Source organism: Paenibacillus sp. PAMC21692 (assembly GCF_014303795.1).
GTDB classification, from domain to species: domain Bacteria; phylum Bacillota; class Bacilli; order Paenibacillales; family Paenibacillaceae; genus Pristimantibacillus; species Pristimantibacillus agaridevorans.
In genome coordinates this window covers 4,280,937-4,307,135 of record NZ_CP060293.1, presented here as the reverse complement: position 1 = coordinate 4,307,135, position 26,199 = coordinate 4,280,937, and the positions used below count along the sequence as shown (strand labels likewise).

The 26,199-nt window shown below is 50.6% G+C and carries 24 protein-coding genes; 9 read left to right on the top strand and 15 right to left on the bottom strand.

Annotated elements, in window-relative coordinates; all coding sequences use genetic code 11:
* Nucleotides 1-76: 76 nt before the first annotated feature.
* The 8 genes from H7F31_RS16845 to H7F31_RS16810 form a co-directional block, all read right to left on the bottom strand.
* Nucleotides 77-1,417, bottom strand: coding sequence for an ABC transporter substrate-binding protein (locus tag H7F31_RS16845; protein WP_261800020.1), 1,341 nt, complete (start codon nucleotides 1,415-1,417; stop codon nucleotides 77-79).
* Nucleotides 1,418-1,571: 154 nt separating this feature from the next.
* A complete protein-coding gene (locus H7F31_RS16840; RefSeq protein ID WP_187099721.1) occupies nucleotides 1,572-2,357 on the bottom strand; it encodes a response regulator in 786 nt (261 codons plus the stop codon).
* A gap of 9 nt (nucleotides 2,358-2,366) precedes the next feature.
* Nucleotides 2,367-4,172, bottom strand: a complete 1,806-nt coding sequence (locus H7F31_RS16835; protein ID WP_187099720.1) for a sensor histidine kinase — start codon at nucleotides 4,170-4,172, stop codon at nucleotides 2,367-2,369.
* Nucleotides 4,173-4,322: 150 nt separating this feature from the next.
* Nucleotides 4,323-4,412, bottom strand: coding sequence for a DUF2569 family protein (locus H7F31_RS34590; RefSeq protein WP_187105396.1), 90 nt, complete (start codon nucleotides 4,410-4,412; stop codon nucleotides 4,323-4,325).
* 90 nt (nucleotides 4,413-4,502) lie between these two features.
* The gene (locus H7F31_RS16825; RefSeq protein WP_187099719.1) at nucleotides 4,503-4,994 is read right to left on the bottom strand and encodes an SRPBCC domain-containing protein; all 492 of its coding nucleotides are present in this window, start codon (nucleotides 4,992-4,994) and stop codon (nucleotides 4,503-4,505) included.
* 40 nt (nucleotides 4,995-5,034) lie between these two features.
* Entirely contained in the window at nucleotides 5,035-5,622 is a 588-nt protein-coding gene (locus tag H7F31_RS16820; RefSeq protein ID WP_187099718.1) for a P-loop nucleotide/nucleoside kinase family protein, read from the bottom strand.
* A 92-nt stretch (nucleotides 5,623-5,714) separates the two neighbouring features.
* The gene (locus H7F31_RS16815; protein ID WP_187099717.1) at nucleotides 5,715-6,332 is read right to left on the bottom strand and encodes a uracil-DNA glycosylase family protein; all 618 of its coding nucleotides are present in this window, start codon (nucleotides 6,330-6,332) and stop codon (nucleotides 5,715-5,717) included.
* Nucleotides 6,333-6,552: 220 nt separating this feature from the next.
* Nucleotides 6,553-7,035 carry a helix-turn-helix domain-containing protein gene (locus tag H7F31_RS16810; protein ID WP_187099716.1) on the bottom strand — a complete coding sequence of 161 codons (483 nt, stop codon included), beginning with the start codon at nucleotides 7,033-7,035 and terminating at the stop codon, nucleotides 6,553-6,555.
* A gap of 479 nt (nucleotides 7,036-7,514) precedes the next feature.
* On the opposite strand from H7F31_RS16810, the gene H7F31_RS16805 reads away from it, so the two are divergent.
* Genes H7F31_RS16805 through H7F31_RS16795 form a run of 3 tightly spaced genes read left to right on the top strand, consistent with a single transcriptional unit; the run spans nucleotide 7,515 to nucleotide 10,278 of the window.
* On the top strand, nucleotides 7,515-8,150 hold the full coding sequence (locus H7F31_RS16805; protein WP_187099715.1) for an HD-GYP domain-containing protein: 636 nt from the start codon (nucleotides 7,515-7,517) through the stop codon (nucleotides 8,148-8,150).
* Nucleotides 8,151-8,206: 56 nt separating this feature from the next.
* Nucleotides 8,207-8,632 carry a chemotaxis protein CheW gene (locus H7F31_RS16800; protein ID WP_187099714.1) on the top strand — a complete coding sequence of 142 codons (426 nt, stop codon included), beginning with the start codon at nucleotides 8,207-8,209 and terminating at the stop codon, nucleotides 8,630-8,632.
* A 56-nt stretch (nucleotides 8,633-8,688) separates the two neighbouring features.
* Nucleotides 8,689-10,278, top strand: coding sequence for a methyl-accepting chemotaxis protein (locus H7F31_RS16795; RefSeq protein WP_187099713.1), 1,590 nt, complete (start codon nucleotides 8,689-8,691; stop codon nucleotides 10,276-10,278).
* A 95-nt stretch (nucleotides 10,279-10,373) separates the two neighbouring features.
* Here H7F31_RS16795 and H7F31_RS16790 read toward each other — a convergent pair whose 3' ends face one another.
* The gene (locus tag H7F31_RS16790; RefSeq protein ID WP_187105138.1) at nucleotides 10,374-11,507 is read right to left on the bottom strand and encodes a serine hydrolase domain-containing protein; all 1,134 of its coding nucleotides are present in this window, start codon (nucleotides 11,505-11,507) and stop codon (nucleotides 10,374-10,376) included.
* Nucleotides 11,508-11,572: 65 nt separating this feature from the next.
* Nucleotides 11,573-13,549, bottom strand: a complete 1,977-nt coding sequence (locus H7F31_RS16785) for an alpha-amylase family protein (RefSeq protein WP_187105137.1) — start codon at nucleotides 13,547-13,549, stop codon at nucleotides 11,573-11,575.
* 163 nt (nucleotides 13,550-13,712) lie between these two features.
* Between H7F31_RS16785 and H7F31_RS16780 the strand changes: the two genes are divergently transcribed.
* Together H7F31_RS16780 and H7F31_RS16775 are read left to right on the top strand one after the other, a co-directional pair.
* The gene (locus tag H7F31_RS16780; protein WP_187105136.1) at nucleotides 13,713-14,582 is read left to right on the top strand and encodes an AraC family transcriptional regulator; all 870 of its coding nucleotides are present in this window, start codon (nucleotides 13,713-13,715) and stop codon (nucleotides 14,580-14,582) included.
* 225 nt (nucleotides 14,583-14,807) lie between these two features.
* Complete coding sequence (locus H7F31_RS16775; protein ID WP_187105135.1) at nucleotides 14,808-15,713, top strand: putative RNA methyltransferase; 906 nt, start codon at nucleotides 14,808-14,810, stop codon at nucleotides 15,711-15,713.
* Between the two features lie 93 nt (nucleotides 15,714-15,806).
* On the opposite strand, the gene H7F31_RS16770 is transcribed toward H7F31_RS16775, so the two are convergent.
* From H7F31_RS16770 to H7F31_RS16750, 5 genes are all read right to left on the bottom strand, one after another.
* On the bottom strand, nucleotides 15,807-16,826 hold the full coding sequence (locus H7F31_RS16770) for a leucine-rich repeat domain-containing protein (protein WP_187105134.1): 1,020 nt from the start codon (nucleotides 16,824-16,826) through the stop codon (nucleotides 15,807-15,809).
* A 186-nt stretch (nucleotides 16,827-17,012) separates the two neighbouring features.
* Nucleotides 17,013-18,305, bottom strand: coding sequence for a UDP-N-acetylglucosamine 1-carboxyvinyltransferase (murA, locus tag H7F31_RS16765; RefSeq protein WP_187105133.1), 1,293 nt, complete (start codon nucleotides 18,303-18,305; stop codon nucleotides 17,013-17,015).
* Nucleotides 18,306-18,324: 19 nt separating this feature from the next.
* A complete protein-coding gene (locus H7F31_RS16760; RefSeq protein ID WP_246608596.1) occupies nucleotides 18,325-18,936 on the bottom strand; it encodes an FHA domain-containing protein in 612 nt (203 codons plus the stop codon).
* A 200-nt stretch (nucleotides 18,937-19,136) separates the two neighbouring features.
* Complete coding sequence (locus H7F31_RS16755; RefSeq protein WP_187105132.1) at nucleotides 19,137-19,718, bottom strand: HIT family protein; 582 nt, start codon at nucleotides 19,716-19,718, stop codon at nucleotides 19,137-19,139.
* A 238-nt stretch (nucleotides 19,719-19,956) separates the two neighbouring features.
* Nucleotides 19,957-20,301 (bottom strand): hypothetical protein, encoded by a 345-nt coding sequence (locus H7F31_RS16750; protein WP_187105131.1) that lies wholly within the window; start codon nucleotides 20,299-20,301, stop codon nucleotides 19,957-19,959.
* A gap of 187 nt (nucleotides 20,302-20,488) precedes the next feature.
* Between H7F31_RS16750 and H7F31_RS16745 the strand changes: the two genes are divergently transcribed.
* From H7F31_RS16745 to H7F31_RS16730, 4 genes are all read left to right on the top strand, one after another.
* Entirely contained in the window at nucleotides 20,489-21,199 is a 711-nt protein-coding gene (locus H7F31_RS16745; protein WP_187105130.1) for a response regulator transcription factor, read from the top strand.
* A gap of 27 nt (nucleotides 21,200-21,226) precedes the next feature.
* Nucleotides 21,227-22,669, top strand: coding sequence for a sensor histidine kinase (locus H7F31_RS16740; protein ID WP_187105129.1), 1,443 nt, complete (start codon nucleotides 21,227-21,229; stop codon nucleotides 22,667-22,669).
* A gap of 306 nt (nucleotides 22,670-22,975) precedes the next feature.
* The gene (locus H7F31_RS16735; RefSeq protein WP_187105128.1) at nucleotides 22,976-23,743 is read left to right on the top strand and encodes an ABC transporter ATP-binding protein; all 768 of its coding nucleotides are present in this window, start codon (nucleotides 22,976-22,978) and stop codon (nucleotides 23,741-23,743) included.
* Entirely contained in the window at nucleotides 23,740-26,160 is a 2,421-nt protein-coding gene (locus H7F31_RS16730; RefSeq protein WP_261800454.1) for an FtsX-like permease family protein, read from the top strand. The genes H7F31_RS16735 and H7F31_RS16730 overlap by 4 nt, the downstream gene beginning before the upstream one ends.
* Nucleotides 26,161-26,199 lie beyond the last annotated feature (39 nt).

The window sequence follows — 26,199 nt, the reverse complement described above, 5'->3', positions numbered from 1 at the left end:
CCGGATTGATCCCACGATTTCATACAAAAAAACCGCCCTGGAGGGCGGCTTTGATTGCGCTGTTCATCAAATTGTTCTATTTGTTTTGTTTCAAGTATTCGTTATGACGCTCTACCATCTTGGCGAGAGTGTCGTCAATCGATTGCGCGCCAAGGAAATATTTCTCGTATTCCTGAGCCCGCATATCCATCACTTCCTTCGGCAAGCTTCTGACATAGGTCGGCGCCTCGTTCTCGAACATCACATACATCAGCGAGTCCAAATCGTAGGTGTCGGCTTTGTCGCCAAGCAGGTTGTCGAGTGCCACAGCTTGATCGGCATCCTTGGAAGCCGGGAGTCTGCCTCCGGAAGTCATCGGCGCCATTCCGCCATCTGCATACCACTTCAGAAATTCCCAAGCTGCGGCTTGATTTTTGGACTTGGCATTAATGGAGATGTAATCTCCCAATCCGCCGCGCGTCGTATAATCCGACGCTTGCTCGGTCAATCGCGGAACCGGGGCAAATGCGATTTGGAAGTCGCGCGGGAAGTCTGTAAAGTTGTTGGAGCTGCGAAGCAGCCATGCGCCAATGTTAAGCATCGGTACGCTGCCGCTCAGAAATTCTTGCTCTACAGGCATTTTGGACGTCAACTGTTCACCGAGCGGAGGCGTGGACCCGTCGGCCGTCATCATGCCGTTTAGTGTCTCCAGCCAAGTCTTTACAAGCGGATGATCCAGGTTGGAGGTGCCATCCGCCTTCGTGTAGCCGTCTTGCGACAGAACGGAGTCAATGGGGTCGACATATGGCTCCGTATGCTGAATAAAGCCATAACCATCGCCGGACTTCAGCTTCGTCGCATATTCGCGCAGCTCGTTCCAAGTCCAGTCCTTCGGCACTTCAAGTCCGGCCGCATCCAACGCGTCCTTGTTCAAGGCGACAAAAAACGCGCTTTTCGTTGTCGGCACGCCGTAGAACTTCCCATCGATCTTCCAGCCCTCGGAATCCGGACCCATCTTCTCTTCAATATTGTAGTCGGTAAAGCCGCTCAAATCCAACGCCAGGCCCGACTCCACGCGTTTCGCGGTGTTAGAGAGCGTATAGTTGACAAACAAGTCGACATCTTGGCCCGTCATCATTGCCGTATCCAGCTTCAGGTTGCCTTCGTCGTCGTTTACGTACCGCACGTATTCCACCTGTATATTCGGATTTTCTTTGTTCCAGGCATCAACCACGGCTTGCGGTCCCGATTCCGGCGGCACGCCTCCCCACATCTTCAGCTTGACCTTCTCGCCGTTTGCAGCAGGCATGCTCGCCGATGGAGAAACCCCCGTATCCGTATTTGTATTAACGGTGTTTCCGTTACTCGAACAACCTGCCAGAACGCCCGAAGCGATGACGAGCGATGCCATGCCGGCGAACCATGTTTTTTTAGTCACAAGCTTTCGACCTCCTTGAATGTCTTGTATTGGGTGATGCACATCAAGGATAGCAAGACGGCAGGGAACGTTATAAGTAACAAAATCACGAATCCGATGGAACATAACTTTGTACTTTGCAATCGTTCTCTTTGAGCCTGCGAACCAAATCGTTCTATTGGAACTGTCGGTATTGACTTGGCGTCGTTCCGGTCATTCGTTTGAAAATTTTGATGAAATAGTTGTCATTCATGAAACCTACATTTTGCCCGATCTGGTTAACGGGGAGTTCTGTCGTCCTCAGCAGCTCAATCGCTTTTTCGATGCGGATCCGATGCAGGTAATGAATCAACGTCTCTCCCGTCTTCTTTTTGAACAAGGCGCTGACGTAGTTCTCTCCCATCATGACGTACTTGGACAACGAGGCCAGCGAAATTTCCTCCGCATAATGTCTGTCAATGAATTGAATGATCTTCTTGACTTCGGGATGCGTGATTTTTTCCAGGGGATTCGCGGGCTTCGGCCCTCTTCTCATCGATTCGGGCGTTCCGTCCGTGTTCGCATGCTCGCCCGACGGTCTGGACGAAGACAGCTCCGCGCTGATCTTCGCCAGCGTCTCCCTAAGATCCTTGACGCTCATCGACAGCTTAAGTATATAGTTGGACGCGCCATACTCCATCGCTTGACGCATGGATTCGAAGTCGCCCATACATGTCAACATGACGAATTTGGAGGGGATGCCCGCTCGTCTCGTTTCCTTAAGCAGCGCAAGCCCGTCCATCTTGGGCATCACGATATCGCATAAAACAAGGTCGGGCGGCTCTTTGCGGATCATTTCCATAGCTTCCTCCCCGTTGCTTGCCTCTCCGGTCAGCGTAAAGCCCATGTCCTCCCATCTAATAATTTCCTTGACGGATTCGCGCACGAACGTTTCGTCCTCTACAAGCATTACCTTCCACATGGACCATCCCTACCTTTCTTCTCCGTCATTCGGCGCGATCATCTGCAGCTCGTAAGGCTCGGACAACAGGAAGGGCACGATAAGCCGGAACATTGTGCCTTGCGTAATCGGCACCTGCGCAAGCGTTGCGCTATCCTTAAATAACAAGCGCAGCCGTTCTCGCACGTTGTCGAGGCCGATGCCGGGACGCTTCCGTCCCGCTTCCTGATTAAGCCGCGCCCTCTCCATGCCGATGCCGTTGTCCTCCACTTCCAGGACAAGCTTCGACGCGTCGTTCTCTGACAAACCCATGCGGATATAGATTTTGCCGCCTCCCGCAAGGCTCGCAATCCCGTGTTTGATCGCGTTGTCCACGAGCGGCTGCAGGCTCAGCTTGGGTACAAGCGCGTACTGAATCTCCTCCTCGTAGCTGAACTCCACCTCGAAGCTGTTGCTGTACCGAACCTGCTGGATATAGATAAACGCTTTCGTAAGCTCGATTTCCTCCCGCAAATGAATAAGATCGACGTCGGAGTTGAGGCTGGTTTCCAGCAGCTTGCCGAGCGACAGGCAAATCTCCACAATCTCTTCATTGCGGCTTCTCAGTCCGATCCACTTCATCGTGTTAAGCGTATTAAGCAAAAAATGAGGGTTAACCTGGGCAAGCAGCATTTGGAAGTGAACGGCGTCCCGCTGCCGCTCCTCCGCCTTTAGACGGTGAATAAGTGCGTTCATGTCCACCATCATTTCATTGAACGTGCGCGTCAGTTCCAATACCTCGCCCTTATAATTATTTTCGGGGAGCCGAATACGGAGATCTTTGCGTACGGCATCCTTCATTTTGGCCTGCATATGGGATAACGGTCTTGTAAACGCATACGCGATCATGAAAGCTACCGCGATAAATGCGGCCGTTATAATGAAGAAAGAAACAAAACACTGTTTTTTCAAGCTTTCGATCTCCTGGAACAGGACGCTTAGCGGAATTTGATTTACCAAATACCAATCCAGCGAAGGCAGATAGCTGTAATTGACAAGCGCGCTGTTTTTCCCGTCCTTCCAATAGCCGTTGACTGGCTGGGCAGTCACTTGCGTAATGGCTTTTTCAGAGAGCAGGGACTCCGGCGCCGACCGGGAAATGATCTCGCCTTTCCGCGAGACGATAAAATAAGCTTGATTGCTCTCCGATCTCTGCAGCACCGATTGGAACCAAAAGGAGAAGTCGATGCTGATGCGGGCCCAGCCGTATACGCGGTTTCGATTATCCTTGAGACTGGCGTACAGAGATAACAACGTCGGGCTCTTGGATATGTCCGGCGACACGTAATTTTGGTCATCGGACACCCAAAAGTACGAAGCGCCCGTTTCCCTCATCTCGACAATGGACGAATTGTCGGCGAAATCCTCGTATTTTAACGTGTAGCGAGGCGAGTATGAGGTGTAGAAGTGTCCATCATCGTCCAGCAAAGTGAAATACACCGAAGGGTTATATAGGAAAAAGCTGTTGTTTAAATTTTTGAACTTGCTTTCCATTAACTTTGCGTTTTCAAGTATATTGCGTTTATCCGGATGCTGCAAAATATCCCGCACGTCGGCATCCTTCTCCAGGAAAATCAGCGTCTTAAACGCGATGCTGAGCTGATCCTCCAAAGAACGATGCAGATTATCGAGCTGCTCGTGGCTCTGCTCGCTGATTTTGTTCTGCACCAACGTCTCGATTCGCTGGTAATTGTAGATATTCAGCGCGCCAAACGGCAACAGAATGACAAGCACGAACAAGGTAAAGAGCCGGTATTTGAGCTTATGGGGAACGAGCATTCCGAGCCGCTTACGCATGGGCGCACTCCCCCTTTATCTATAGTGCTATCATTATAACATCATTTGTTTTTAGGGAAGCGGCTCGTGTCGAAATGCATCATTTTGTGGGATTGTGGCGGGGGGAATGCATGAAAATGTTCTATCACTATAAGCGGAAATACTCCCGCACTATCGTATAAACGTATTTTTGACCCGTTCCGACTTCAAGAAGTACGGGATCCATATTAAACATGTGATAAACGAGCGGACAATATCCATTATAGAATCGCCGCCGTCCAGTTCCTTGGCTGCCGGAATCTGATACACGAGAAGATTTGCAGCCGGATTGAATCGGCGATTTTTGCGGTATTAAGCCCTTCGGCCTGTTTGCATCTCGCAATAAAGTTCCAAATTCCGAAGGCTGGCGTTCAGACCCATCTCATGATCCTCTTGGCCAATGCCTTCAGGAACACCTATGCATTCGACGGAAACCATAGTGCCTCCGTTATTGGGATAAATTTTCCATGTCATCGTCATCTCGCCCGCAAACCGCTGATCGTCGGATTCGAATGTGATAGCCTGCACAATAAGTTCATGGGGCTTCAACTCCCGAAAGTATCCCTTCGCGATATCGGCTTCCTCGGTCGTCTTGCCTGCATGTGCGTAACCCTGGTCATTATACGTTAACTTCATGCGGAAAGCGCCCCCCGGTTGGGGGTCGAACTCCAGCAATTGCCCCGTCATATCCTGTGGCGGCAGCCACGACTCGTAGGCCTTTGGATGAATGAACGCCTCGTATACCTCAAGCTGCGTAGCAGAGATCATAATAGAGGCTTTGTCGATACGTTGCCCATGACTCATAGTACAATGAACCCTCCTTTTTTTATCGAAATTTTCGTTTTCACTTATTCCCTTCAGGTTTTCTTACATTCAGAAGAGAAAGAATTTGCACGATTAACTCATCGTAGACTTTCTGCTTTGAAGCGGTCGTATCGACCTCGATGAGCGTACCACCGATCGATAGCGGCTCTAGCTTCCCTTGTAATAATCGCCTCCTATTTTCCTCTATCCATGCCTGATCTTGATGTCCAAGATGCCGTCCTTCCGAAGTCATTCGCCCGAGGAAACGTTCCACTAACACATTCCCATCGGCTTTGCAAAGCAGTTGGATGGGTTCAAAAGGATACCGTGTCTGCAGTTGGCGAAATTCGGCACTTCGGAGCTCCGGCCGCCCGAAGAACGCTTCCAGAATGACTGGTTGTCCCACTGACAACAACTGGCCTGCCGAATAATACATCATGCCGAATGCGCCATGACCCAGCATTAGCGGACTGCCGCTCTCAGCGCAATCCATGGCATCAAACAGCGTTTCATAAATTCCGTCTCTTGCGAAGCCCGGTATCTGCAATCCCTGAACTAAACGCCGGAATAACGTCGTTTTGCCTGATCCAGGCAAACCATTGATAACAATGAGATGAGGAACTGTCAAGTTAGCTACCTCTTTCTTGCGGACTAGACAGACAGTGGGAGATAGTTAGTAATCTTTATGTCTCCCACGCATACCGCCTCTTTGAGTCCAGTTTACCCGCGACTCAACCAATTGGCAACCTGCGCCGACAGCTTCTCCCGATGCATCTCGAGCTGCTTCCACCGATGGCCATTCGCGCCGGAAGGATGAGGGAAGTCGAACAGGCATCGTTCCGCCCGCAGCTGCCCCTCCTGAACAAAAAAACGAAGCACGTCCGCCACCGCTTTCCCAAGCGGAATAACTAAAGCATTGCCAGCCTGCTCCAGCTCCTCCAGCAAGATCGACCTAGCATAGGAGGACAACATAGGCGACTGCATAATAGAAGGAGCGTGTCCTGTATAATTGCGCCCTTCGACGAATGCGGGATAACGAACAGCCGAGGTCGTATGAATGAGCTCGCGCCGAACGCCAAACAATTCTCCGCTTCCCGCTATGCCAAGAAGGGCCGGGATGCCTATTACGTCCAACATGGCGATCAGATTCGTTCTCATCGTGCCGGCAAAGCTTGCGGCGAGTTTTGCCCGTCGGTGGATGTCTTGCAACGGAACCTTGCTGTGCAACGCATCTCGGGCTGTCCGAATAGCTATTTCCATTTGGGTAAAACCTGGCGTAATACCTACGAGCATCAGCTTTGCATCAACATTTATGTAATCGTAGGGCACATAATACATTTTTATCCTTTGCTCTTCAGCCATCAGGAGCTCAGGTACAATCAACTGCTCCCGAGTCAGTCTCTCGCCGGACAAAGAATGAATGTAGGCTGAAAAATTTTCCAATTTCGGATAAATGGCAATCGCGATTTCCTCCTTTTTCCTAATTTGATGCTCCCGAACTACACAAACCCGTACTTGAACTAATGTTTTTCCTTTTAGAGGTTGTTCAAAAAGCAGACTAATACTTCGTTTTCCGGCTTGATCTGGAGTCTTTAAGAATAGCATGCCGTTCCACGAGCTTCGATACACCTCTAAGAGAGTATCGGTATCCAAATTCCCGTTCAATACAGGTCGCAATAGCCTGCAACGTCCACTTCCCACCACTGGAATACCCGCCGCGCTTCGGAGATCTGTTGTTAATAATTTGCACCAGCGTTTCCAGCTGGCCTTCCGTCAATCTAGGCGGCGCGCCAGGCGAAAAATCCATCTTCAAGGCATCAAGCCCACCTTCCTCAAAAGCTTTGATATGCGACTTTATCGTTTTGACGTGACGGTTCTGGATATCGGAAATGTGTTCCGGCGAATATCCTTTCAGGTGCAAATACAGCGCCTGGTACCGTTCATACATTCGTCGATCCTTGACTCGCTTCATGGCGTGTTCGACCGACTCCAAGCTTCCCGTTTCACCTGTTGCCCTATCTCTCTCATTCGACAAAAACATACAGATTCCCCTAAGCTATTTTGGAAAAACAATAGTTCAAATAAGTAATAATATGTATTTTAAAACTACAAATTCTTATTAAAAATATTAAATTTTTATCATAAGGAAATAAATTGATTTTAAATTTTGTTTCGAATTTATTTTCAATAAATTCGTTTGAATCTAATGAATATTTCATCAATTCAGTCTTACGATTATTTATTTCACTTATTATCTCACATATTAACAGCTTTTTGTTTAGTGCACATTTATTATTATTAATTTCTTTCCATTTTATTCTTATATTTCATTAGGGACTTTGGACTTAAATGAAGGTTGTAAAAACAGTATAAACATACTATACTACGTTCGAACAACGCTTCAACTAGTTAAATCGTCATAGGAAATGTTGTCGAATTACAGCGTTATCGAATTTGGCTCAAGTTGCCGCACCAAATTGACTATCCGGAGAAGCAGCTTGCGAAAAGAGGTGGGCGACGGTGAGAGTGATCGCATTATCGGAAAAAGGACACGGCGGCGGCTATCCGTTGTACGATGCCATGGAGGCGCTTCGGCGCAAGCACCCCGACACGTACTATCATTGCATTCGAACCTCATTGTTAGCCGAGAAGTTCGCGGCAGGACTTGAATTGGACAAAAGGGAATCGAGAGAGTTAGTTCAAAGCTGTCTCATGCATGACATTGGCAAGCTGTTGATCGACAACTCGATTCTTGATCATGAGAGGAAGTATTTCGGATCGCGTCCGGGCGCACTGGAGAGGCATCCGGCTATCGGAGTCCGATTACTGGAACCGGTCATGAATTCCCGCGTTCTTGCCGCGGTTCGTCATCAAAATGAGCGTTGGGATGGCGGTGGCACACCAGACGGGCTTATAGGGGAACATATTCCGCAATATGCAAGAATCTGTGCGATTCTCGATATTTTTGATGGTTGGGTAATGCCTGGAGGCCATTATTCCCACAGAACCATAGCAGGAGGCGTAAAGGAATTGAGACGATTGGCGGGCAACCGACTGGATCCTGGACTCGTGGAGTCGTTCATTAAAATGGTTCGCAAGCCTGGCGCACTGTACATGTATGGTTGGCCAAACGCCATGGCCCCCAATGACAGTTAGCAAGGAGCACCCTATCGCCATGCCGCGCTTTACACCAGCCCAGGAGGAAAATTACCATGGAACCCAATTTATCCGAGCAATTTGTTGAATTCAACATCGGTACGGACAAATATGCCGTCATTATTTCTGAAGTACACGAAATTATTCAAATGCTCGAAATTACGGGGATGCCGGATACGCCCATGTATGTAAAAGGCGTCGTAAATCTGAGAGGAAAAATCGTCCCCGTCTTCAGTCTTAGACTTCTGCTCGGCATGTCGGAGGAGACTGTATCCAAATCCACTCGCATTATTGTCGTTCGCAATCGGGATACGACGGCCGGCATTATTGTCGATAAAGTGAACAAGGTGCTCCGCTTCAAGGATATTCAGCTTCCGCCTGATCGATTCGGCGGTATCTCCTCCTCGCTGCTTGCCGGAATAGGCATTACCGATGGCGATTTGACTGGTATTCTTAAGCTCAAAGAAGTGCTTATGCAATAACGAATAGCCCCGCCCTGCGGATAATCTTACATACGCGACAAGGAGAGTTACCTAACATGAAATGGTTCTATAATCTCAAAACGATGGTTAAGCTGATTGCCGCGTTCCTTCTTATCTCGATCATTATGACTTTCATAGGTGTATACGGCCTGAGCAATCTGGGCAAAATCAACAGCAGCTTGGACGATATGTACGATAATCAATTGACGGCGTTGGTTGAGGTGCAAAATACCAAGATCGCACTAGGCGAAATGCGTATACTTGTCCGCAAATTGTATATGTCCCAAACCTCGACTTTGATCAACGAGACTAAAACAAGATTGGATGCCCAGTTGGAAGCAGTGGAAACCGCTGTCCAAGCCTTCGGCCAGACGCAGCTGTCGGCGGAATCCGAAGCGGCGCTTAGTCGATTTCATACCCAATTGCCCAAGTACAAGGAAGCGGTAGCCCGTGCCGTTACATACAAAGACAGCAACAACCTTGAGGAGCTGCTTTCCTTTATTGACGGAGAATATGTTGGCCTGGTCAATGAGCTGACGGCTCCTCTAGACGACTTGATTGCCATTAATATGAACGAAGCCGATGTTGCCAGAGACGATGGCGCTGCCTTGTATAAATCCTCGCGCAATATTACGATTGCCGTGGTGATCGTTGCCGTAATCGCAAGCATTGCATTCGGGTACTTTATCTCACGCATTATCGCAGGACCTTTGAACAGGGTTGTGACCTTGCTGGCAAAGGTAGCGGATGGCGATTTGCGCGAGAAGGTCGAGATCGGTACGCGCGATGAAATCGGCAAGCTCGGGGACGGCATCAATGCCATGATCGACAAGCTTAGAGTTGTTGTTGGCCGGATCTCCGAGCATTCGCAAAACGTGGCCGCATCCGCCGAGCAGCTGTCCGCCAGCAGCGAGGAGCTTGCCGGAGGCAATGCCAATCAGGCCGAAGCGGCTCAGATGATCAGCGAGCTGTTCAAGGAGCTCTCGTCCGCCATTCATTCCGTCGCGGAAAACACGGAAATCGCGTCCGAGCTGTCGGACAAAACGATGGAGATGGCGGGTCAAGGCAACGAGGTCGTTCAATCTTCCATGGAAAGCATGCATTCTCTGCAGAGCTCCATGTCGCGCCTCGAAGAGGATTCCTCCAGAATCGGCGATATTATCGAAGTCATCGAAGATATTGCCGATCAGACGAACCTGCTTGCTTTAAATGCCGCGATCGAGGCCGCCCGTGCCGGCGAACAAGGCAGAGGATTCGCCGTCGTCGCCGACGAGGTTCGCCGATTGGCGGAACGAAGCAGCGAAGCGACGAAACAAATTACGGGCATTATTAAAGGCATGCAAGAAAATACGAGACAAAGCTCGACGGCCGTCCATCAAAGCGTCGCCATGTCCAACAAGACGTCGGAATCGTTCCAGCACATTGTGTCCTTCGTCAACAACGCGGGCATGAAGGTGTCTGAAATCGCGGCGGCCAGCGAGGAGCAGGCAGCCCAGACGACGACGGTATTGACCGCGGTAGAGAGCATCTCCGCCACGACGCAGGAAGCCGCGGCCGCGAGCGAAGAATCCGCCGCCACGGCGCAGTCCCTGGCCGTGCTCGCCCAAGAGCTGCAACAGGCGATCGCGGTATTCCGGGTCAGATAAAGCCAGTCTTGTAGAAACGCAATTGGTTGCCGCAAGAACAAGAGCCGTTCCCGGTACATGCCGGGGACGGCTCTTTCTTGTTATTCGCCGACTGCTTAGATACAAGCGTAGACGATATTTCTCAGACGTGTATGCACGTATGGCTCTTGGTTGTTCAGCAAATGCTGGCCATACATGACCGTAAGCTCGTTCACAGGGTCGATAATGGCCATGCAGCCCGCTGCGCCTGCCCATCCGAACTCGCCGACGGGGCTTAACGAACCGCTCTCTGCCTTGGAAATATGGGTTCTGACGCCAAGTCCGTAGCCGTAGCCCTTCATATGCTCCCAATTAAAATCGGGACGCGTAGCCGAAGTGAGATGATCCGCAAGCATCAGCTCTACCGTTGCCGGAGCTAAAATTCGCACGCCAGCCGGGCTCGTTCCCCGGTTCGTTAGCGCGTTAAGAAACAATGCATAATCGCTAACGGTCGATAAGAGACCGGCGCCGCCGCTTTCGTATTCCGTACCAATCCGGAAGCCGTTATGGTCTTGTCTTATTGCCCTGCCCAGCGCATCATCGTAAAAATATTGCGGAGCCATTCTTCCGATCTGTTCGGCCGACAAGTCGAAGCCGGTATCGCTCATCCCCAGAGGGCCCGTAATTTCCTCTTGGATGTATACGCCGAAGCGACGTCCGTCTACGACTTCCACCAGCGCGGCCAGCACATCATGACAGAGGCTGTAATTCCAATGCGTGCCGGGTTCAAACTGGAGCGGTTCCTTCGCCAACGCTTCTGCGAACGCTCTGGTAGGCACCTTGCCTGCCGTGGTCTCGATCACCTCGCGAATAGACTGCACGGACAGATCGTACGAGAAGCCGGCCGTCATCGTAAACAGATCCCGCACCGTAATAGGACGCTCCGCCTTTGCCAGCGTCACTTCCCCGTCTTCTCCCCGCTGCTTCACGCTCATCTCCGCGTATTCCGGCAAATACAGGGAGATTGGGTCATTAAGCAACATCGCTCCCCGCTCGACAAGCTGCAATGCCGCGACGCAGGTCATGATCTTCGTCATGGAATAAATATTTATAATCCGGTCTTCGTCAATCGGCGTTCCCGCCTCCAGATCCAGCATTCCGCTCCGATAGCGGAATACGGTCTCGTTGCGATGCATGACCAACACCTCCGCCCACGGAATGCGCCAAGCGGTAATACGGTCGAGGAATAAGGCTAATGGTTTGAAGTCCATGGTTCGCCATCCTTTCGCTATAGGAGGTTGTTCTCTCACTATAAAATAGTCGTTAATCTATCAACCTATTCATTATAATCGATAACGACCATCTGGTGGCAATCCAATTCGGGTACCGTATACGAAACGACGCCATTATCGAAATGATATGGAAGCGGAGTGAGCTGAGGCGCCAGATATACGCCCTTAACGTCAGCGTCAGTCCGTACGGACACCTCAACGTTATGAAGCGGGATGATGTCCTCAATAACCTCGATGCTTTTACCGCGACGGATCGGCGTTGCGTACAAAAGATGGTTAACGAGACGTTTCTCGGCCTTCTGTTCCTGCAGCGTAACGACGCCTTGCGCCGGGAGAGTGGTATCGAGCGTGATATCGGGAATAAGCTGCTTCAGCGCGTGCACGACCGTTTCCTTCAGGATCAGGCTGCCCTTTTCGGCATATTCGTCGAACACGTTCCAGGCTATATAAATGCCATTCTCGTTCTTAACGATGCCCGGCCCTCCGTAGGTCTCGCTGTTAGGCGTATGCTGATGGGAGCAGAATGTGTAAACATCCCGATTAAAGTAAGGATCCTCGCGACGTCCTAGCTCCGTTCCGCCCTGCAGCTCGATCTTCTGCCCTTGCGAGTAGAAAATAAACGCCGCTTTCTCCAGGCTTCCCGGCTTAAACAACGGACGGCAATAATCCGGACGATACGGATTGCGCCCAATCAATCTAGCGCCAAAGTCGATGACGAAGCTCTCCGCTTCGGCGTCCAGTCCGGACCAGCCCGTCGCAAGCAGCTTGCCGCCTTGTTCCAGATAAGCCTCCAGCTTCTCTTGCAGGGAGCCCTCCACTGCTACGTAATCCGGCAGAATCAAGACTCGGTACGCCGAGAAATCCTGCTCCGAATCGATGACGTCGAACAAGATATTGCCCTCCAGCAGCATGCGGATCGCGCCGACATCGGATTCCGACTTTACGCCTTCCTCTTTAACCTTTGGATGTACGCCCGTCGCCTCCAGAGACAGAATCGCGACATCCGCAACATTCGTCGTCCCCGTACACCACGCTTCCTTGCTCTCAACCTCCCGATATGCAGCCCCGATCAAGGCATAGGTCGCTTTGTCCATTTGGCCGTTCGGAGGCAACTGATCGCCAATTGAGCATTTGGCCCCGTTCGCAATGCTGAGCGCTGCTTCGTAACGGAGCGCATTGGGATGCTTATAGCCGCCGAATTCTCCCCACGTCGTATGGAACTTGCCAGTCATGCCAAGAAACTCCATGCCAAGGGTCTGAGCATATCGTGCCGATAATGGGAAGTGGTCGTAGCCCCAGCCGCCAGTAGGCAGCGATTCCAGCTCCAGATGCGTGTTCATCCATGCCAGGTCCCGGCGCCCGCGCTTGATATGGCCGCCGTTATGAAAGATCGGAAGTCCCGGCTTTACGGACTCCACGGTCTCTTTGACCTTGGCCGTATAATTCGCATAGGTTCTCTCCCATAGCGGCTGCATGTCTTCGGCATTCCGGGGATCGATCCCTTCCCGTCTAGCCGTTGCCACGCAGCTGTGGCAATAACAGGATTTGACGCCGACGATGTCGAGGAACAGCCCGTCCGCATCGTAGCGGGACAACGTCTCCGCGATCTGCGACAGCAAAATGTCCAGATACGGCGTGTTAAAGCAGATAACATGATAGCCCGGATCCATAAAACCTTTGACCCAGTTTGTCGCATCTTCCCTGTCGCGGATCAGCCACTCGGGATGCCGTATTGCCAGTTTCTCGTCGAGCCCCGCCGACAAATAAACCGGCGTCTTGACGCCGATTTCATGCGCGGCTTCGATTTGAGCGCCGAGCAGATCAAAGCTTAGTCCGGGATGAATCTCGTTGGCTTCGGACGGATGGTAAGCCCAGCCGTGATGACATTTGGAAAATACCGTAATGGAATCCACGCTGCCTAATTGAAGCATCTCTTGAAATTGCCCTTTGTCGAATTTTTCTCCGATAGGCGTGATGGCCTCGGAAGTGTGGAAATCTAGATGGACCTGACGAAATCGCATGATTCACTCTTCCCTTCCTGTTCATATGACTTAAGTATAGGAAGCACGGGGCGGATTGGACAGATTCGGAAACGACTTGTAATAGCACGATTTCTACCTTTCGATGACGAAGCATGCTACAATGAATGGCAACCAGTACTTCTTGCAAAGGAGATGGCCCGCCATGATTTGTCTCGAGCTTACGATCCCCCCGTTGCCTCAGCTGGTCACGATCGGACATGCTGTCTGGCCGCCCGGGATCAAGCATCTCTCCCGCGTTTTCGACGTATATGACATGCTCTTTGTTAACAATGGCGTCCTATATATGACCGAAGACAATAAGTCTTATGAAATTACCGAAGGCAATATGCTAGTGCTGGAGCCAGGCAAACATCATATCGGCCATCAAGCAAGCTCCGAAGCAACGGAGATCTACTGGGTTCATTTTGTCCACGATGCGCCTGTCCGGACGCTTGACAGCGCCAGTATTCCTTGGTCATTCCCTTATGCCAAAGGCACGGATCTCGACCTGGCTCCTCACAGACAGACGATGTACCTTCCCAAGTTCGCCGACTTCAACGGTCCTGATCTCCTGCCGGTTTTGAACCGCATGTTGGAGCTGCATCATCGCGCGACGGCCTCCGGCTCGCTGTTGCTTCAAGCCGAACTGGCCTCCTTGTTGGTGAAGCTGCAAGAAGCCGCGCAAAGGCGTTATGCTCCCCGTTCGCGTAAGCTGTGCGATCTCGCCATTGCATATTTGCAGCGCACTGCAACGGATCCGTTCAGCGCCGACCATATGGAGAAAGCCTTGCATTACCGGTTCGACTACATTGCTAGATGTCTCAAATTGTACACGGGCAAGAGCCCGCTGCAATTTAAACACGGCCTGCAAATATCGGAGGCGCGTTCGCTGCTGGCAAATGCCGACCTATCCGTTGCAGAGGTCGGCGAGAGAGTCGGCATCGATAACGCGAACTATTTTATCCGGCTGTTCCGCAAGGAAACCGGCATAACCCCGGGACAATATCGTTCCGCCAGGCAGGGACGGGCGTAGTATATGCGAAGGCCGCATGCGGTCGAGCGATATTTCCTCCTATAAGCGAAACATGCTAATATAAGAGTGTTTAATCCTGTATCCTGTATTACAAAAGGGAGAGCTCATTCATGATCATCAAATTCATTCGTTTAAGGTAATGTAAGGTGCAGATCACTTAACCCGCATTTTGAACAGAAATGCCAGGGTTTATTTGACTGTGCCTTTTTCATTCACCTACTACGAATGAAAGGGTGCTTTTTTGTGTTCCAAAAAAGTAAAAAGTGGATTAGTGCTGAAAAAATCGAAAAGAATCAAGAGCTATTTAGATGTCCGTTATGCAAGAAATCGATGCGAGGGGTCCACTTGCAGAGTTTGATTTGCAGCAATCGGCACTGCTTTGATATAGCAAAACATGGATATATAAACCTACTGTCTCGAGGTAATCTTACTAAATATGATAAACAGGTATTCGAGCACAGAAGATTAATCGGCAAAGGCGGTTTGTTTAATCCCTTACATGTCGCCGTAAGTCAAATTATAATGAATCAGCACTCGAGTAATGATCTTATAAGCATACTGGACGCGGGATGCGGAGAAGGGTCTCACTTAAATAACATACGATTAGAAATAAGTCAGAATAAAAATAGCGCTACATTGGCTGTAGGAATCGATATTTCAAAAGAGGGCATTCGTATGGCTGCATCCGAATATTCCGATGCGATCTGGTGCGTCGCGGACATTGCAAACTGTCCATTTGCAAATCGGCAATTCAAATTCATTTTAAATATTCTTTCCCCGGCAAATTATTCGGAATTCCAGAGATTGATTAGTGATCATGGTTTGGTCATAAAAGTCGTCCCTAATCAGGATTATCTGATGGAATTAAGAGAAATCTTTTACAGCGGTTCAGATAAACAGGCTTATTCGAATTTCCTTACCACCAGCCACTTTAACGAGCAGATCAAGTTAGTGGATGTTCAAAACATTCGATATCAAGTAAACCTGGGTGAATCCTTAATCGAACCCTTGCTCGGCATGACGCCATTATCCTGGGGTGCTTCTAACGAGCGTATAGAAAAAGTGCTGCAGATGAATCTGAAACAAGTCACGATGGACTTCAAGATTTTGATTGGTGGTTTAAATCATTAATTTATAGACCAATTAGACAACGGAGATCGTTAGCAAAAAAAACAGCGACGGCCCAGGACTTTATCTTGTCCTTGGCTGTCGCTGTTCCAATTTCTAATTGTAGATAAAGCTCAGATCCTTCATGCGGGAGAGAAAGTCGGGTTTAGCGCGAAGCATGCTTGGAGCAATCATCAAATGACGGAGATTCTTCAACTTCTCTATCTCTTGGGGGAGATCGTCTATGGAAGAATATTGAATCGCAAGCACCTCTAGCCGCTGCAGCTCGCCGATTTCCGGCGGTATGCGGTTCAAGCTTATCTTATGGAGGGGCTTGGGAGTCCAGCCTGGTGCGGGCCGGTCCGAACTGGCGCATACGATACGCAGCTCCCGCAAATGTTTAAGTTTGCCAATGGAAGAAGGAATACAAGCCAGATCGGCCGTCATAATCGATAAAATCTCCAGCTTGCTCAGCTCGAACAAAACTTCGGGCAGCTCATAGAGATCCTGCTCGAATATATCCAGTTCGACCAGCTCCGTGCAATAACGAATGTCATCGGGCAACGACTTCAATCCATGCCCGCTGATCGAGAGACGGGTTCCCTTTTGCTTGATGGCATCCTCCAGCAGACGATCCAAATTGTTATGGTCCTCGAGCTCCAGAAACAAACCCGGATTTTGATCCATCAACATGGTCGCCTCTTCATCGGATACCTCCAGACCATACATGTTCTCGTGTACGATGGAATACAAATAATCGCCGCCCCCTTCCATCAAGAAACACAAATCCTCGGGAAGGTTGGGAAATTTCCAATCGGACAAACCAACAGCCAGCTCCTTCAGCACCTTGCCGCTTTCCTCGCAGCAACGATAGAAGCGGTAGATGCCAGCCGTATAAAAAGCGCTGCTTCTATAACTTTCGCGCGCCTCGATGACATCCTCCAAATTGCCCGCCGGAATCGTACGCGTATGGATCAGGTATCGCTGCAGCGCCTCCAATGCAAGCATATATCCGGTTGTATCCCAAACGGGGTGAATTTCCAAGGCTTGTTTAAGCACGAAACAATCCGAATTTCGGATCGCCAAATCGATTACCTGCTTGTAAGCTTCACCTGTCGGCGGCATGTAAAATCTCAATGAATCTTCTCCGATCTAACATGTCTAATGACATGTTTGGTTGTTTTCTTCCGCTTCGTCTCCATAGCAAGTAAAACGGGATATAATAGGATCAACAAGATCGTAACTCCAAGGGATGTTTCGAACGCTTTGCGAAATACGGCCGTCGACCACCCGTCTTCAACGAATCCAGGCAGCCTTCTTCCATTATCCCGGCAACATCCATTGTCCCGAGGCTTCGCCGGCCTCTATCTCACGCATATCCAGCTTCGCTCCGATGGATCGGAAGCTGCCGATGACATCTTCGTAGCCGCGTTCCAGATGTTCGACTCCCGTAATGTAGGTGCTGCCTTCGGCCGTAAGTCCCGCCAGAATCAGACTTGTGCCGGCGCGAACATCCGTAGCGTGAACCCAACCCCCTTGCAGTTGGACCCCTCCGCGTATGTAAGCACTCTCCTTGCGGAGCTCAATCTCCGCGCCGAGTCTGCGAAGCTGTGGCACATGAGCGAATCGTTTCGGATAAACGCGGTCCGTTACGATGCTTTTGCCCCTCGCCTGAAGCAGTAACGCGGTCATGGGCTGCTGCAGATCCGTCGCGAAGCCGGGATACATGCCGGTACGCACGCGTGTCGCCCGAAGCGCTCCCGTACCATACGCGGTGATTTCATTGTCTCCGCATTCGATCTGCAAGCCAATCTCCTCCAGCTTCGCCAGGCAAGCGCCCAGGTGCTCGGGAATGACGTCTCGCACCGTCACTTGTCCACCGCGAAGTCCAGCCGACATCAGAAACGCGCCGGCAAGCAGCCGATCCGGAATGATCGTATAGCTCCCTCCATTTAAATAAGGAACCCCTTCGATTCGAATATGCTCCGTGCCTGCTCCGTAGATTCTGGCGCCAAGCCTGTTAAGAAAAGCCGCCGTATCCACAACCTCCGGATCCTTCGCCGCATTATGCAGCCATGTCCGGCCACGGGCCCGCACGGCGGCAAGCATCGCGTTTATTGTAGCTCCCGAAGTGATCGTGTCAAAATAAATGGGGGCTCCCTTTAATTCCGCAGCTTCCACGACGTAATGATCGTCCTGCAGATTTACCTGTGCTCCAAGCGCCCGGAACATCTTGATATGTTGGTCGATCGGCCGGGATACAAAATCGTCGCCCCCTGGATAACCGATCGTCACTTTGCCGAATTTGGCCAGCAGCGCGCCTGCAAAATAATAGGAGGCTCGATAGCTGGAAGCTTTGCCGGGATCGATCTCGGCTTTATGGATCCAGCGCGGATCGATAACGATGCGGCCGTCTACCCGCTTGAGGTTAAGGCCAATGTCCCGGCCGATCGTCGCAATGACGCGCACATCATCGATTGGAGGAATGCCCTCCAGCGTTACAATATCGTCTGCCAAGCAAGCAGCCGCAAGAATGGCGAGGGCGCTGTTTTTCGCCCCCGGTATATGAACAGAGCCGTACAACGGCCCCGAATATTCCGTTTGGATCACTTTCATGGCGAAATTCCGCCTTTCGTTAATACGATTTCACTTCGGATTCCAATACGTAGCCGCTGCCCCGCACGGAGCTGATCATAAACGTGTCTTTGCCGAATTTTTTCCGAAGCCGGTAGACAAGCGTGTTGAGCTCATCCAGAGACACGTCGGGTATGCCATCTCCTTCTACCGTGCGTTCCGGCCAAACCGTGGTCTTAATGACATCCAGCGGCACCAGTCGGTTCGCATTATCGTGAAGCAGTCGAATGAGGGAATATTCCTTCTCGGACATCGGAATTCTTTTACCGTCCACCACGCATTCTCGTTTCTCCCAATGGATGGTTAAGGACAGATGCACGGCCTGCAGCCGTTTGGTTATGCTAAGCGGCTCAATATCCAGCGTCTGATCCGCTGACAGATAAGAAAAGTGAAGCACCGTCATCCCTTTGGCCAGCTTGATGATATCGAAGTTGTTCAGAACATACGGCTGATTGGGCTTGACCCGCTCTCCGTTAACTTCGGTTCCGTGAAGACTGCCCAGATCATACAACACCGCCTGATTCCGCTCCCGACGAATGGAGAAATGCTGGCGGGATACAAATGCGTTCGTAAACGCCACGTCCGGCGTCGCTTGATGGGATGCTCGTCCCACTATCGTCTCTTCCTCGTTCAAATTTACGCAGGTGCCTGAGGGAAATGGTTCGCCTCGTATGACGTAAAGGCATGCAAAGTTTTCCAAGTTGACCTCTCCCTTCGCGATGGCAAGCTGCCATATTTAATAATCTAGCCATTCTGCTATTGATCGTACCCCATTCGGGAGAGGAAGAAAAGCTCATCTCCCTGACGTCAGGGTCACAATTGGGGCATACCGTCTTTTAGCTGCTCCGCTATCCGTTGTTTCACCAGGTCTAAAGAATGCCGTGATTTAACGGCCGGCTCCTTCCAGCCGAAACCATCGTTGTTGTATCTCGGGAACACATGCATGTGGTAATGTCCCAAATCGTTAAAGCTTCCGCCATTCTGCATAATGGATATTCCATCAGGTTTATAAATCATTTTAAGGGCATTGGAGATTCGTACGGAAGCGTTCATAATGGCATGTCTGGCGCTTATATCCGTGTCCGACAATTCTACAAAATGCCGCTTGGGCAGAATCAAGGTATGTCCTTCATTAAGCGGGTCGATATCCAGCAGGCAAGTCACATAATCGTTTTCGAATACGACATGCGCTTCCTCCAATCCGTTGGCAAGGCGGCAGCCTAAGCAAGACGGGGCTTCAGGCACAGGGCTCAAGCTTTTATCCGAATCTTTCGGCTCTGCAGATTCAGTATCCCGATTTGGCGATGGATGCGAGGTATGAAACTTTCCTTGTTTATACCACTGAATAATTCGAATGGCCCCGAAAACCAGCACGAGACTGAAAACAAACCACATGAATACAAATATCCCTATTCTATTAATCTCATTGAGTCCTTTGGCATTCGTTATGATGAACGTAAAAAAACCTATATTATAGCAAACCAGAAAAACGTAAGGAATAATCCATGCAATAAAAATCCTAATCTCAGCTTCAAAATCATCACCTCTTTTTTTCTCAAGATCGCATTGCTAGGTCAAAGGGACGCTATCGGACACCATAGCCCTTATTTTGCTGAAACTCCGTATTCGAGCATCAATTAAAAACGTGCTCCCACCAGAACCCGTCGCGCATCTCAAATAATAGGCCAAACAAACCAAGCGTTCGCGTCGTTATAATTTCGCCATTTTCAAATTTATAGTCTCTTTCGGAGGAGGCATGTAAAAATGATCTCTGGGAATGACCGGATTTCGAAAGAATGACTTTTTCATCTACGTAACATACTTGACCTAACTCAAAGTCGGGTTTACATTCGATTCCATGCCTCTTTGCAATAAATGTATCGAATCTTTCCCTGGACGGTACCGTCGCGTACATAACGCTTACGATAACGACGACTCCTATCGTCAACCACTCCAAACGGCTTCGTTTTCTTTTCAAAATTCGTCCCCTCCTAAACATGCGGGATTAACCGCATAACCCCCCATTTCGACAAACGTTGCGCACATCCCTCTTTTTGGGATATTTATAATCCTCCATCCAACTCGCACAGCATGCCAAACCTATCAATCCATTGGAAGATGAAGTAGAATTAAAGGAAATTGGGACACGGAATGGTGAGCGCGAGATGAACTTACAAAAGAAGATACTCATTATTGAAGACGAATATGATATCGCCCGCGTACTGCGGGATTATTTGATCAAAAACGGATACGAAGCCGCTATCGCTTCCACAGGAAAAGACGCCTTGCGCATGATGGAACTGCTGAAACCCGACTTTGTCATGCTGGATCTCACGCTGCCCGATATGGACGGCATCCAGCTTTGCGGATCCATTCGCGAGAGCAGCGACGTTCCCATCCTGATTCTAAGCGCCCGAGGCAGCGATACGGACAAAGTGGTCGGACTGGGCTTCGGCGCGGACGACTATATGACAAAACCTTTCTCCTTGACGGAGCTGCTCGCCCGAATCAACGCCCACTTCCGTCGATACGACGGCATGAATGCGGCCAGGAAACAGATTCCGGAGAACGAGGGCATGCTTAACCTGGGACATCTCGTCATAGACAAGAAGGGCCACAAGGTTTTGGCTAACGGCTTGGAGGTCTCCCTCTCCGCCAAGGAGTTCGAGCTTCTCCACTATCTGGCCAGAAACAAGAACCAGGTGTTCTCCAAAGCCCAACTCCTCGATGCGGTATGGGGCTACGCCGCTTATGGCGACGAGAATACCGTCACGGTCTACATACGCAGACTGCGGGAAAAGCTCGAAGTCGATCCTTCCAAGCCCGTTTGTCTCAAAACGGTATGGGGCGTGGGTTATAAATTCAACTTGGACTAAACAGAGAAGCGGAGTTGGCGGATCCATATGAACGTTTGGCTAAAAAGCTGGATCGGCGCCTTTATGGCGCTTTTTTTCCTGATGACGGCAATAGGCGGCTGCTGGTTCCTTTACGTGACGAACCAAGAACGGAATCATGAGTCGGATTACGTCATTAACGAAGTCCGACTGGCGGTAAATCCACTCCTGCTCTTTATGGAGCAGCATTACGAAAACATCCGCGACCAGCATGTGCAAGCAACGCTTCGAGCATTGACGGAGAAGCAGAACGTGGCGCTTACCTACGCCGGGCTGAGCGGAGAACTCTTATTCTCGACTTCTCCTTACAAGCAAGGGGATCGCCTCAATCTGCGGTCCTCTCTTCACTATGATTTGCACGAAGCAACGCAGAACGACGGAAGTTATCGTATTACCTTTCCCGTTCTGGATGCTGCTACAGACTCGCATGTCGCTAACGCGATTTTCCATGTCGCCAAGGAGAGGCTCGGGAGCGACTCCTCATCTGCATTTCCGCTAGCGATGATGATCGTGTCGTGCCTTCTTTTCCTGGGATCCGTCGGGCTGCTGGTGGTTATGCGAATAAGTTTTCATTCCCGTATTCTCTCCCCTATCCGGACGTTACAAGGTCTTGCCGAAGCCATTCTTAGAGGAAACTATGAACCACCGTCCCACATCCGGACACAATATGCTCGCCTGGATGAGCTCGGCGGCCTTTATGCCATGATGGATCAGATTACCCTGGAGCTAAAGGAGCAGCGCAAGCGGCGGGCCAGACAGGAGAAAGCGCAGAAGGAGCTCATCACCAACATTTCGCATGAGATTCGAACGCCGATTACAACCGTCAAAGCCTATATGGAAGCCATACTCGAAGGCGTGTGCTCCGACCGCGAGACGATGCTGGAGTATGTCGGCATTATGCGCAATCATACGGACAAGATGTCCAGACAGGTGGAAGATCTGTTCCTCCACGCCATGGAAGAGCTCGGTCAAATATCGGTGGAGCCAAAGGAACGTTATAGCATGGAAGTGTTCCCTCCGATTTTGTCCACTTTAGGTCATTATGCACGAACGCAAGGCATTGCTTATCGCGAATCGTTGAACATGCCGAACGTCCTGCTCCCTGTCGATGCCGCGCGAATCGAGCAGGTGCTGACGAATCTCGTAACGAACGCGCTTAAGCATACGTCGCCAGGCGATACGATCCATATATCCGCTGATCTGGAAGAGAATCATCTTGTTTTTACGGTTGCGGATACGGGCAGAGGCATTCGGCCGCAGGATATGCCGTTCCTGTTCGAACGCTATTATCGCGGACAATCCAGCGTGCCTGGCCAAGCTATTGCGACCGAGGGCAACGGCTTAGGTTTATCCATCTGCAAAAACATCGTCGAAACCCATGGCGGCGTCATTTCCTTCAAGAGCCGGGAGGGCCAGGGAACGGAGTTTTATTTTACTCTGCCTCTCTGTTGAACCTTCGTTATGGAAACCGGACTTTTTGAACATCCCTGTAATATCAAAGTTCAAAAAGTTCGGTTTTCAGAACCGAGAAGATTGGATGAAGCTAGAAACTGAGGAGCGGAGCGTAGCAGAGCTACGTGAGCACCGGAAGTTTTCGGCTGAATTCAAGCTTCGACGTCGAGTACACTTCCTGATATGCATCGTTATGGAAAGCGGACTTTTTGAACATCCCTGTAAGGATTTATTTATAATTTGATAAGCGGATTGCAAGATCGAGCCCCTATACTGTTGCTTACATAATAGATACAGGGAGTGATCATGTTGGAAAGACAAGCAATTATAGCCGCAAGAAACCTCTGCAAAACCTACAGCGCCGGCAACGAACAATATCATGCCGTTCGAAACGTGGACCTGGACATCCACGAAGGCGAATTTACCGTCATCATGGGCAACTCGGGCTCCGGCAAGTCCAGCTTGCTCTATCTGCTTAGCGGACTGGATAATGTAACGGCCGGCGAGGTTTACTTTCGCGATCGGCGCATCGATCAATTTGGCGAGCGAGAACTTTCGGACTTCCGCGCAAAAAATATCGGTTACATCTATCAGAGCATTAATCTGGTACCCGATCTGACGATATGGGACAATATTACGCTGCCAGGCTACATCGCTGGACAAAAGAAGGAAACCATAGCCACCCGAGCGCGAGAGCTCGCTCATACGATGGGCATTGAAGGCCAACTGGGCCGTCTGCCATCGCAAACATCCGGCGGACAGCAGCAGCGAGCCGCCATCGCCAGAGCTCTTATTAACTCGCCGGACGTCCTATTTGCGGACGAACCGACCGGCAGCCTGAATTACGACCAAGGCGTAGCCGTGCTGGATTTGCTCAGTCGGATGAATAAGGACGGCCAGACCGTCGTTATGGTCACCCATGACATCAAAGCGGCATGCAGAGCCGACCGGCTTATCTACATCCGAGACGGCAAGATCGGAGGCATTCTCGAATTCGGCATGCAAGGAGACATGAATACGCATGATCGGGAGGCTTTGATTTTCTCATTCGTGTCCCAGAAGGTGAAAGTATGATAACGGCCATCTGGAAGCTTGGCAAATCGTATCTCGTTAAGAACAAAGTACAAAACGCTTTCGTCGCCCTGCTCGTTCTGTTATCCGCTTTGCTTGTATGTACTGCGACCATTATCGTATCCAATACCGGCGACCGCTTCGACGAAATGCACATGCGTACTAACGGTTCCCATCAAATTCTGACTTTTGAGAAGAAGCTGCACGATCCAGAGGCCGTACAACATTGGTGGCAATCTCAGCAAGGCGTTCAAACTTCGGATCTCATGCGATACCATACACTGTCCGGCATCGTTCATAAAGGCAAAGATATTCCCAATCTCTATATGTTTATGATGGAAACACCAAAGAGCTCCCCGTCCGTCGATCAACTCATCGTTACCGAAGGAAACACGGGAGTGGAGCCTGCGCCCGGCACCATATGGATTCCCACCTCGATGGCTTATCCGGTCGGCATTTCTTTGGGAGACGAAATCTCTATTCCCGTAGACGGGACCAAGCTAGAGCTCCAGGTATCCGCTATCGTTGTCGATGTTCCGTACGGCGCTCCTTTCTCGAACACGGCCCGCGTCTGGATGAACCACGAGGACTATGAGACCCGAATAGATGGCTTGGACGGAGGCAGCAACTATTTGCTGGGCCTTCGATTCGACAACTACGAAGATAATCTTGCTTATTGGCATTCCTTCTCGAGCGCCATGGGCACGCCTTTCCTGGAAAGCAAGATGGAGTTCGAAGAAATATCCGCCTTCTATCTCATCATTAATCAGATCGTTGGTTTCATTATGATTTTTTTGGGCGCCGTCATGCTTATCATTGCCTTACTGACGATTGGCTTTACGATCTCCGATGGCATTTTGGCCAACTACAGGACGATTGGCGTCTATAAGTCACTCGGGATGACTTCCCGCGCGACGATCCTGCCTTATCTCATGCAATACGGCTTATTATCGGCCGCAGCTATCCTGCCTGCTTTCGCGTTAAGTACCGTGCTTGCCAAGATGATCATCGATCTGAGCGCGTCGTCGCTGCGTACGCCTGGCTCCGGGTCAGCCATTCAAGGTATAGGAGCTGCGGTCATCGTGGCCATCTTGGTTTTCGCGCTTGTGCTGCTCTTCGTCGTCGTCTATGCGAGGCGGGCGCGTGCCGTCATGCCGGCCCAGGCCATTCGTTACGGGATGTCGGAGGGCGACAGCAAACGTCTGTTAAGCAGATCGAATGCGGCGGGCTCTACCGGAATCAGGTTCGGCCATCTTCCCGTCAGCGCCGCCATCGGGCTTAGGAACCTATTGATTAACCGGAAGGGCACCGTTATTATGCTCATTCTGATGATGCTGGCCTCCTCCGTACTGACGTTAGGTTCCGTGGTGTTGAGCAGCATTGGCGGCATTCAGGGCACGGCCGCGCAGTGGGGATATGATTCGGCTGACGCAGCCGCCATGGTCGTGAACAAATCCTCTTTTCCTTTCGACGAATTCGAGCAATCGCTCGCATCGGACTCCCGTATCTCGGGGTTCGGCTGGCAAGGCAACATGACGGCAATCGCCCAGTCCGGAAGCCTTGCGAGCGATCAACAAAACTCGGCTTCCGCCCCTGCTTCAAGCATCTCTCTCAGTATTCTGGATGGCAGCTATGAGGAGCTGGGCTTCGCGAATCTGGAGGGGGATCACCCTGTTTTGCGGAACGAGATCTCCATCGGCGTTCAAGTGGCAAGAAATCTGAACAAGCAGCCGGGCGACACCATCGACGTGTATATTGCCGGCCAAAGGGTAACGATGATCGTAACCGGCATCTATCAAGCCATTGCGAATATGTCCAACTCGGCGCGTATAACGATGGAAGGCGCGCTTGCGGTTTATCCCGACTTCAATAATCGTGACGTCGCATTTATTAATGTCTTTAATCCGAAGGAAGCAAATGCTGTCGTCAGCGATCTGAACGGCCGCTTTAAGGAGACGGCTTCCATCGTCACGCAAGGTACGCTGCTGGATTCCGTATACAATCAAGCTTCCGCCATACTGGTCTATCCCATGAGTCTCATGGGTCTGCTGTTCCTGCTCGCGACTTTCCTCATTATATACAGCACCTGCCGCATCAACATTCGGTTGGCCAGCAAAACCTACGGCATCTACAAATCGATTGGCATGACTTCCGGTCGGATTCGCGGAGCGATCGCGCTTGGCATCGTCGCTTTGGCGTTCATCGGCACGATCCCCGGCATCGTACTCGGCATCTTCGTCCTCCCTGTTCTCTTGGAGATGGTACTGTCCGGCTACGGCATCGTGAGTTTGCCGGTCATTCTTAATGGAGGCAGTATTGCCGGAGCAGCTATGATCAGCATCGCGGCGGCTTTTTTCGGCTCATGGGCTTCGTCCAAAGTCATCCGGGATACGTCGCCCCGCATTCTAACCATCGATTAATGCAAAAACCCCGCCGGATTCGGCGGGGTTCTTTTTTCT